The 7313-nt window shown below is 62.4% G+C and carries 6 protein-coding genes and 1 pseudogene; 6 read left to right on the forward strand and 1 reads right to left on the reverse strand.

The features are described 5' to 3' along the window. The 5 genes and pseudogenes from Q4G20_RS13505 to uvrC all read left to right on the forward strand — a co-directional run. Nucleotides 1-374, forward strand: a pseudogene (locus Q4G20_RS13505) (hypothetical protein); the annotation flags it as partial. Between the two features lie 739 nt (nt 375-1113). After that, nucleotides 1114-1926 carry a S49 family peptidase gene (locus tag Q4G20_RS13510; RefSeq protein ID WP_368660807.1) on the forward strand — a complete coding sequence of 271 codons (813 nt, stop codon included), beginning with the start codon at nt 1114-1116 and terminating at the stop codon, nt 1924-1926. Between the two features lie 102 nt (nt 1927-2028). Next, the gene (locus Q4G20_RS13515) at nt 2029-2943 is read left to right on the forward strand and encodes a calcium/sodium antiporter (RefSeq protein ID WP_303343979.1); all 915 of its coding nucleotides are present in this window, start codon (nt 2029-2031) and stop codon (nt 2941-2943) included. Continuing rightward, entirely contained in the window at nt 2940-3716 is a 777-nt protein-coding gene (locus tag Q4G20_RS13520; protein ID WP_303343980.1) for an SDR family oxidoreductase, read from the forward strand. The genes Q4G20_RS13515 and Q4G20_RS13520 overlap by 4 nt, the downstream gene beginning before the upstream one ends. 301 nt (nt 3717-4017) lie before the next feature. After that, the gene (gene uvrC / locus Q4G20_RS13525; protein WP_303343981.1) at nt 4018-5871 is read left to right on the forward strand and encodes an excinuclease ABC subunit UvrC; all 1854 of its coding nucleotides are present in this window, start codon (nt 4018-4020) and stop codon (nt 5869-5871) included. Here the strand turns inward: uvrC and Q4G20_RS13530 are convergent. After that, complete coding sequence (locus Q4G20_RS13530; RefSeq protein WP_303343982.1) at nt 5868-6680, reverse strand: hypothetical protein; 813 nt, start codon at nt 6678-6680, stop codon at nt 5868-5870. The genes uvrC and Q4G20_RS13530 overlap by 4 nt on opposite strands. Nucleotides 6681-6781: 101 nt before the next feature. Here Q4G20_RS13530 and Q4G20_RS13535 point away from each other — a divergent pair. Beyond that, a partial coding sequence (locus tag Q4G20_RS13535) for an argininosuccinate synthase domain-containing protein (RefSeq protein WP_303343983.1) occupies nt 6782-7313 on the forward strand: 532 nt, incomplete at its 3' end.

Raw genomic sequence — 7313 nt, forward strand, 5'->3', positions numbered from 1 at the left:
ATGACCGGCTCTATGGCGGGGCCGGGCATGACCGGCTGGACGGCGGCGGCGGCAATGACGTGCTGGTGGGCGGCAGCGGGAATGACAGCCTGTATGGCGGTGCGGGCCGTGACACGCTGGACGGCGGCACGGGCCGCGACCATCTGTATGGCGGGGCCGGGGCGGACAGCTTTGTCTTTGCGCGCAAAGACGGCTGGGCGCGCATCCACGACTGGGAAGACGGGCTGGACCGGATCGAGTTGCGCGGCGCGTCGTGGTCGGCGCTGTCGGTCAAACGATCCGGTGCGGATGTGATCGTCGAATGGGACGGCGTCACCATCGAAATCGCCAACACGCGCCTGGCGCAGATCGACGCAAGCGATTTCATCTTCTGACGTCTGATCAACGAGATGAAAAGAAGGACGCTCGGGCACGGGCGTCCTTTTTGAACATTAAGGTCGCGGATCGTTACGCGCCGATGATGAAAACCCTGCGCGATGTCGGTGACGGCTGATCGTTCATGGCGGGGCGACCGGCATCGCCCGAATATGGCGCGGCGGTGTTTCGTCCCGCCCGCGTCATTTACGCCGCAGCAGGATCACGAGGATGAATCCCGACATCTGGTTCCTTTCCGCTGATGGGGGCCGGCCTTGATTTAACCGCACCATCTGTTTATTTTGGAGGGGTCGGGAAGGGCCTTTCGGCTCTCCCCTGCTTTTCAAGGTTTCCGGCTGGCGGTGATCAGTGTGGCAATTGCCACCGCCAGTTGGAGCGCCTGAAAAGTCCAATCAATGCCTATTCATACCCGCCTGATCCCCGTCATGTTCCGGTTGCTGACGCGGTGTTTTTGGGGATGTGGTGCGGGTTCGTGTGCCAACAGAAAGGCCCGTTATGACGCCGATTATGGACCCCCGACCCTTTGCCGCGGCGCTGGATGACTGGCTGGCGCGGCATAAGCTGACTTTCTGCGCCGCCGATTTTGGGGACGGTCGAAACCACCGTCAGCCGCTGGCACAAAGGGCATAACGGCCACCACGAAAAAGCCTATCGCGCGCAGATGATCTGGTGGACGAAGGCCGGGCGTAACGCCCGCAAAATCGGCGCGCAGGCTTGCGGGGCGGGGGGCGTGCGCCTATGTCTGGGGTCATGCATATTCCGGTTCTGTCCCGTCTTTGGTCGCGCCATCCGCGCGTTGTTGTGATCCGCCTGTCCGGCGCCATTGGCGGCGCGGGGCGCGGAGGGCTGAATGACGCCGCGCTGGCCCCCGTCATTGAACGCGCCTTTCGCGGGAAACCGGCAGCGGTTGCCTTGGCGATCAATTCGCCCGGCGGATCGCCGGTGCAGTCATCGCTGATTGCCGCGCGCATCCGGCGGCTGGCCGATGAAAAAGACATTCCCGTTCATGCCTTTGTCGAAGATGTGGCCGCATCGGGCGGATATTGGCTGGCCTGCGCGGCGGATCAGATCTGGTGCGATGACAGTTCGATTCTGGGGTCGATCGGGGTGATTTCCGCGGGCTTTGGGTTCCAGGATCTGATCGCGAAATGGGGGATCGAACGGCGCGTTCACACGGCGGGCCGGTCGAAATCGACGCTGGATCCGTTCCGCGAACAAAACCCCGAAGATGTCGAACGGCTGCGTCATATTCTGGACGACATTCACGAATCGTTTAAATCGCATGTGCGGGCGCGGCGGGGCGCGCGGCTGGCGGATGGCGATGTGTTTACGGGCGAATTCTGGACCGGGCGGCGGTCGGTCGAATTGGGGCTGGCCGATGGCATCGCGCATCTGGTGCCGAAAATGCGGGCCTTGCATGGGGATAAGGTGCGGTTTCAGGTTCTGGGCCTGCGCCAGCCGTTTTTGCGCCGCATGGGGCTGTCGGCGGATGCCGTGATCGACGCCGCCGAACAACGCGCGGCCTTCAGTCAATTCGGAGCGCGGGGATGAGCATTCGCGCCGTCATCCTGTTTTTGCTGATCATGTGCCTGATCGCGCTGCTGGCCGGTCCGGGATTTCGCCGCTTTATGGCCAAAGTGCTGGGGATCAAGATTGGTCGTCGATAGCCTGTATATCATCGCCGGTCTGGTGCTGCTGGTGCTGGGCGGCGATCTGTTGGTCAAGGGCGCGGTCAATCTGGCGCTGCGGCTGGGGGTTGCGCCGCTGGTCGTGGGGCTGACGGTGGTTGCCTTTGGCACATCCGCGCCGGAAATGATCGTGTCGCTGTCGGCGGCGCTGCGGGGATCGACCGATATTGCGCTGGGCAATGTGGTGGGGTCGAACACCGCTAACGTGCTGGTCATTCTGGGCGCGGCGGCTGTGATTGCGCCGATTGTGACGCGCGGCCATGATCTGCGCGAAAGCTGGTTTATGATGATGGGCGCGTCGGTGCTGCTGATTGTGCTGGCGCTGATGGGGCCTATTGGCACGCTGGCCGCGCTTGTTTTGCTGGCCGGGATGGTCGCCGTGCTGTGGCGGCAGTTGGCGACGGCGCAGAGCGATGACTCCCCCGCGAATCCGGGCGCGCAGTGGCCGCGCATCATCGGCTGGCTGGCGGCGGGTCTGGTGCTGTTGCCGGTGGGGGCCAATCTGCTGGTGCAGGGCGCGACCAATATCGCCCGCGATTTTGGCATCAGTGAGGTTGTCATCGGCCTGACGTTGGTTGCGGTCGGCACCTCGCTGCCCGAACTGGCGGCGACGGTGGCGGCGGCGCTGAAACGGCAATCCGACATTGCGCTGGGCAATGTGGTGGGGTCCAACATCTTTAACATCCTGTTTATTCTGGGCGTCACCGGGCTGATCAAGCCGCTGCCGATCCCCGACCAGATGCTGCGGTTGGATCTGTGGGTGATGCTGGGCGCGGGGCTGATTCTGGCACCGTTTCTGTTCCGAGGCGTCACGATCGGGCGCGCGGCGGGGGCGGCGCTGCTGGCGGGATATGCGGGCTATGTCTGGGTGCTGATATGACGGTGGCGGTGGTGACAGGTGCGGCGCAACGGCTGGGCCGCGCCATGGCATTGGAACTGGCGCGGCGCGGCTATGACGTGGCGGTGCATTATTCCGGGTCTGCGGATGCGGCGGCGGATGCGGTCGCGCAGGCCCGTGGGTTTGGCGTGAACGCGCAGGCGTTTCAGGCCGACCTGCTGGACGCGGACGCCACAGCGCGCCTGATCCCTGATATTGCCGCGCAGATGGGGCCGGTGGCGGTGTTGGTCAACAACGCGTCGATTTTTGAATATGACAACATCCACACGGCCACCCCGGACAGTTGGGACCGCCATATCGGGTCCAATCTGCGCGCGCCGTTTCAGTTGTCGCAGGCCATGGCGGCGCAGGCCCCCCGCGCGGTTCTGGACGAAAACGGCGAACCGCAGGCGCAGGCGCTGATCGTCAATATGGTGGATCAGCGCGTGCTGAAACCTACGCCGGAATTCATGACCTATTCGCTGGCCAAAGCGGGGCTGTGGGCGCTGACGCGCACGCTGGCGCAGGCTCTGGCCCCCGATATTCGCGTCAACGCCATTGGTCCCGGCCCGACGATGATTGGCGCGCGCCAAAGTCAGGCGCATTTCGACGCGCAGCGCGCGGCCACGATTCTGGGGCGTGGCGCGGATGCGGCGGGGATTACGCAGGCTCTGGGCTATTTTCTGGATGCGCGGGCCGTGACGGGGCAGTTGATCTGCGTTGATGGCGGCCAGCATCTGGCCTGGCGCACGCCGGACGTGCTGGGCCGCGAATAACACGTGATGCGCGACCTTTTGCCGCTTTGTCCACCTGTCGTTGCGTCATTTGTTAAAACATGCGGAATCTGTCACGTTTTTCAGGGCTTTGCGGGTAGTGCAAAATAATCATGTGCAAAATCAACAGCTTACATATGTGCCTAAAAAACAGGCAGCTTCACGAAACTGTAACGATTGCTGACGCAAACCGGGATCGCCCCCATGCGATCCACATACTTATCCACAGATTCCGTGGACAGCTTAGCCCTTGCGGATGGTGGCCGTTCGGTGCAGCGCATCAGGGAATCACCAAGGCAGCGCGATGACCCCCAAAACCGGCCATGATCTGATCCATGATTACCTGCGTCTGTTGGACAGCAGCCCCGGCGTGTATCGCATGTTGGATGAACAGGGCGCGGTTTTGTATGTCGGCAAGGCGCGCGATCTGCGGGCGCGGGTGTCGAATTATGCGCGCCCCTCTGGCCATTCCGCGCGCATCGCCCGGATGATCCGCGAAACCCGGTCGATGATGTTCCTGACCACGCGCACCGAGACCGAGGCGCTGCTGCTGGAACAGAACCTGATCAAACAGTTAAAGCCGCGCTATAACGTGCTGCTGCGCGATGATAAAAGCTTTCCCAATATTCTGGTGGCGAAATCGCACGCCTTTGCCCAGATCAAAAAACATCGCGGCGCGCGGTCGGAAAAGGGGGATTATTACGGCCCCTTTGCCAGTGCGGGCGCGGTCAACCGCACGCTGACGCAGTTGCAGCGGGTGTTTTTGCTGCGCAACTGCACGGATTCGGTGTTTGAATCGCGCACCCGTCCCTGCCTGCTGTTCCAGATCAAACGCTGCGCCGCGCCCTGTGTGGGCCGGATCAGCCATGACGATTACGCCGCATTGGTCGCGGATGCCGAACGGTTTTTACAGGGCAAATCAACCGCGATTCAGGCGCAATTGGCGGCCGATATGGCCCAAGCGGCCGAGGATATGGAATACGAACGCGCCGCCGCCCTGCGCGACCGGATCAAGGCGCTGACCGCCGTTCAGTCGGTGCAGGCGATCAACCCCCGTTCCGTCCCCGAAGCGGACATTATCGCGCTGCATATGGACAGCGGGCAGGCCTGCGTTCAGGTATTTTTCATCCGCGGCAACCAGTCTTGGGGCAACCGCGATTTTTACCCGCGTCTGGGCGGCGCCGAATCCGCGGATGAGGTGATGCAGGCGTTTCTGATGCAGTTTTACGACGACAAACCGCCTCCGCGTCAGGTTCTGCTGTCGCATCCGCCGCAGGATCCCGAATTGATGGCCGATGTGCTGTCGGACCGCGCCGGTCGCCGGGTGGATGTGCTGGCCCCGCAGCGGGGGGAAAAGCTGGAACTGGTCGCCAATGCTCTGCGCAATGCCCGCGAATCGCTGGCCCGCCGCATGTCGGAAAGCGCCACCCAATTGCGGCTGCTGGACGGTCTGGCGGCGGCATTCGATCTGCCCGGACCGCCCCAGCGGATCGAGGTCTATGACAACAGTCACATCATGGGGACAAACGCGGTCGGCGGCATGATCGTGGCCGGACCCGAAGGATTTATCAAAAGCCAATACCGCAAATTCAACATCAAAGGCACCGAAATCACCCCCGGCGATGACTTTGGCATGATGCGCGAGGTGCTGACCCGCCGCTTTACCCGCCTGTTAAAAGAGGATCCCGACCGTCAGGGTGACACATGGCCCGACCTGTTGCTGATCGACGGCGGCGCGGGGCAGGTCTCCGTCGTGGCCGAGATCATGGCCGATCTGGGTGTGGACGACATTCCGATGATCGGCGTTGCCAAAGGCGTGGACCGCGACCACGGCAAAGAGGAATTTCACCGCCCCGGCGCGCGCCCGATGGCGTTGCGGATGAACGACCCGGTCTTGTATTTCATCCAGCGTCTGCGGGACGAAGCGCATCGCTGGGCCATCGGCACGCATCGCGCCAAGCGCGCCAAATCGGTGATGGCGAACCCTCTGGACGACATTCCGGGCGTGGGGGCTGCGCGCAAACGCGCTCTGCTCGCGCATTTCGGGTCGGCCAAGGCGGTGCGCGGCGCGGGTCTGGCCGATTTGCAGGCCGTCCCCGGCATCAGCGCCGCGATTGCGCAGCGGGTGTATGATTATTTCCACACGGGCGGGGCTTAGTTCAGCGCCCGTCCTTCGACATAATGACCATACAGCGTCGTCGCAATCGACAGCGTCAGCAAGGTCCAGAACCACGACGCCACGCCGAGCGCCGCCAGATAAAACCACAGCGTTTCAAAGGTCAGGATCGGGGCGATCATGCGGGCGGCCAAGGCATCAGTCAGTGTCGGCACCGCGATCACGAACAGCGCGATCACCAGAATCGTGCCGAAATGGCCGCTGGTCGCAGACAGCGCCGCGCGGATTTTGCGGTTCCCCCCGACCGCCGCGGCAGGCAACGCCACCGACAGGCGCAGCGACACCGCCGTCACGATGACATTCGCGGCAAAGACCGTAATTGTGAACACGTTGATCACCACTCCGCCAGCATTCGGCCCGATCCCGGCCTGTGCGACGCTGTAATCAATCATGCCGCTGGCCATCAGCCCCGGCACGATCAGCGCCACGATCAGCATCACCGCCATGCCCATCAGCACAATCAACAGCATAATCACAATGGACGTGATCACATAATCCCGCGTTGCCCGCCCGGTCAGGCGCGGCACGATCCCCTGCCGTTCGCCCAGCAGCACAAAGCGATGCCAGTTCACCGCGACCACCACGAAACACAGCAGCCCGATCACCACGATGGTGATCAGATACAGCGCAAATCCGTTCGCCGGACTCCCCGTCATCAGTGACATGAACACCCCCCCGGCCAAGGCGAACACCACCAGCATCGGCAGCACCGAAATGGTGATCGCCTGCGCCATATTGCCGATCAGTTGTTGCCATGAGTGGCCGATAATCCGCATTGCCTGAAACATCATGTCATCTTTCCTGTGCCTTGGGGATTGAATAGGACGCGCAGCCCACTTGTGACAAGGTTCGAATGGGCCTATCCCTCTCGCAAACGACATAGGGGGACCGTATGACCGACGCGCCGAAAAAAGTTGTTCTGGCCTATTCCGGGGGCTTGGACACCTCGATCATTCTGAAATGGCTGCAAACCGAATATGGCTGCGAAGTGATCACCTTCACCGCCGATCTGGGGCAGGGCGAGGAACTGGAACCCGCCCGCGCCAAGGCCGAATTGCTGGGCATCGCGCCGGACAACATCCATATCGACGACCTGCGCGAAGAATTCGTGCGTGATTTCGTCTTCCCGATGTTCCGCGCCAATGCGCTGTATGAAGGGCTGTATCTGCTGGGAACGTCGATTGCGCGCCCGCTGATTTCCAAACGTCTGGTGGAAATTGCGCATGAACATGGGGCCGATGCCGTGGCCCATGGCGCGACGGGCAAGGGCAATGATCAGGTGCGGTTCGAATTGTCGTGCTATGCGCTTGATCCGGCGATCCGGGTGATTGCGCCGTGGCGCGAATGGGACCTGACCAGCCGCACGAAACTGATCGAGTTTGCCGAACAGAACCAGATCCCGATTGCCAAGGACAAGCGCGGCG

The sequence above is a fragment of the Paracoccus sp. (in: a-proteobacteria) genome, from assembly GCF_030538495.1.
Lineage (GTDB): Bacteria > Pseudomonadota > Alphaproteobacteria > Rhodobacterales > Rhodobacteraceae > Paracoccus.

What these genes read in the sequence shown, in the direction of transcription:
- Q4G20_RS13510 (WP_368660807.1), top strand. Translation starts at nt 1,114, where the DNA reads ATGTCTGGGGTCATGCATATTCCGGTTCTGTCCCGTCTTTGGTCGCGC.
- Q4G20_RS13520 (WP_303343980.1), top strand. Translation starts at nt 2,940, where the DNA reads ATGACGGTGGCGGTGGTGACAGGTGCGGCGCAACGGCTGGGCCGCGCC.
- uvrC (WP_303343981.1), top strand. Translation starts at nt 4,018, where the DNA reads ATGACCCCCAAAACCGGCCATGATCTGATCCATGATTACCTGCGTCTG.
- Q4G20_RS13530 (WP_303343982.1), bottom strand. Translation starts at nt 6,680, where the DNA reads ATGATGTTTCAGGCAATGCGGATTATCGGCCACTCATGGCAACAACTG.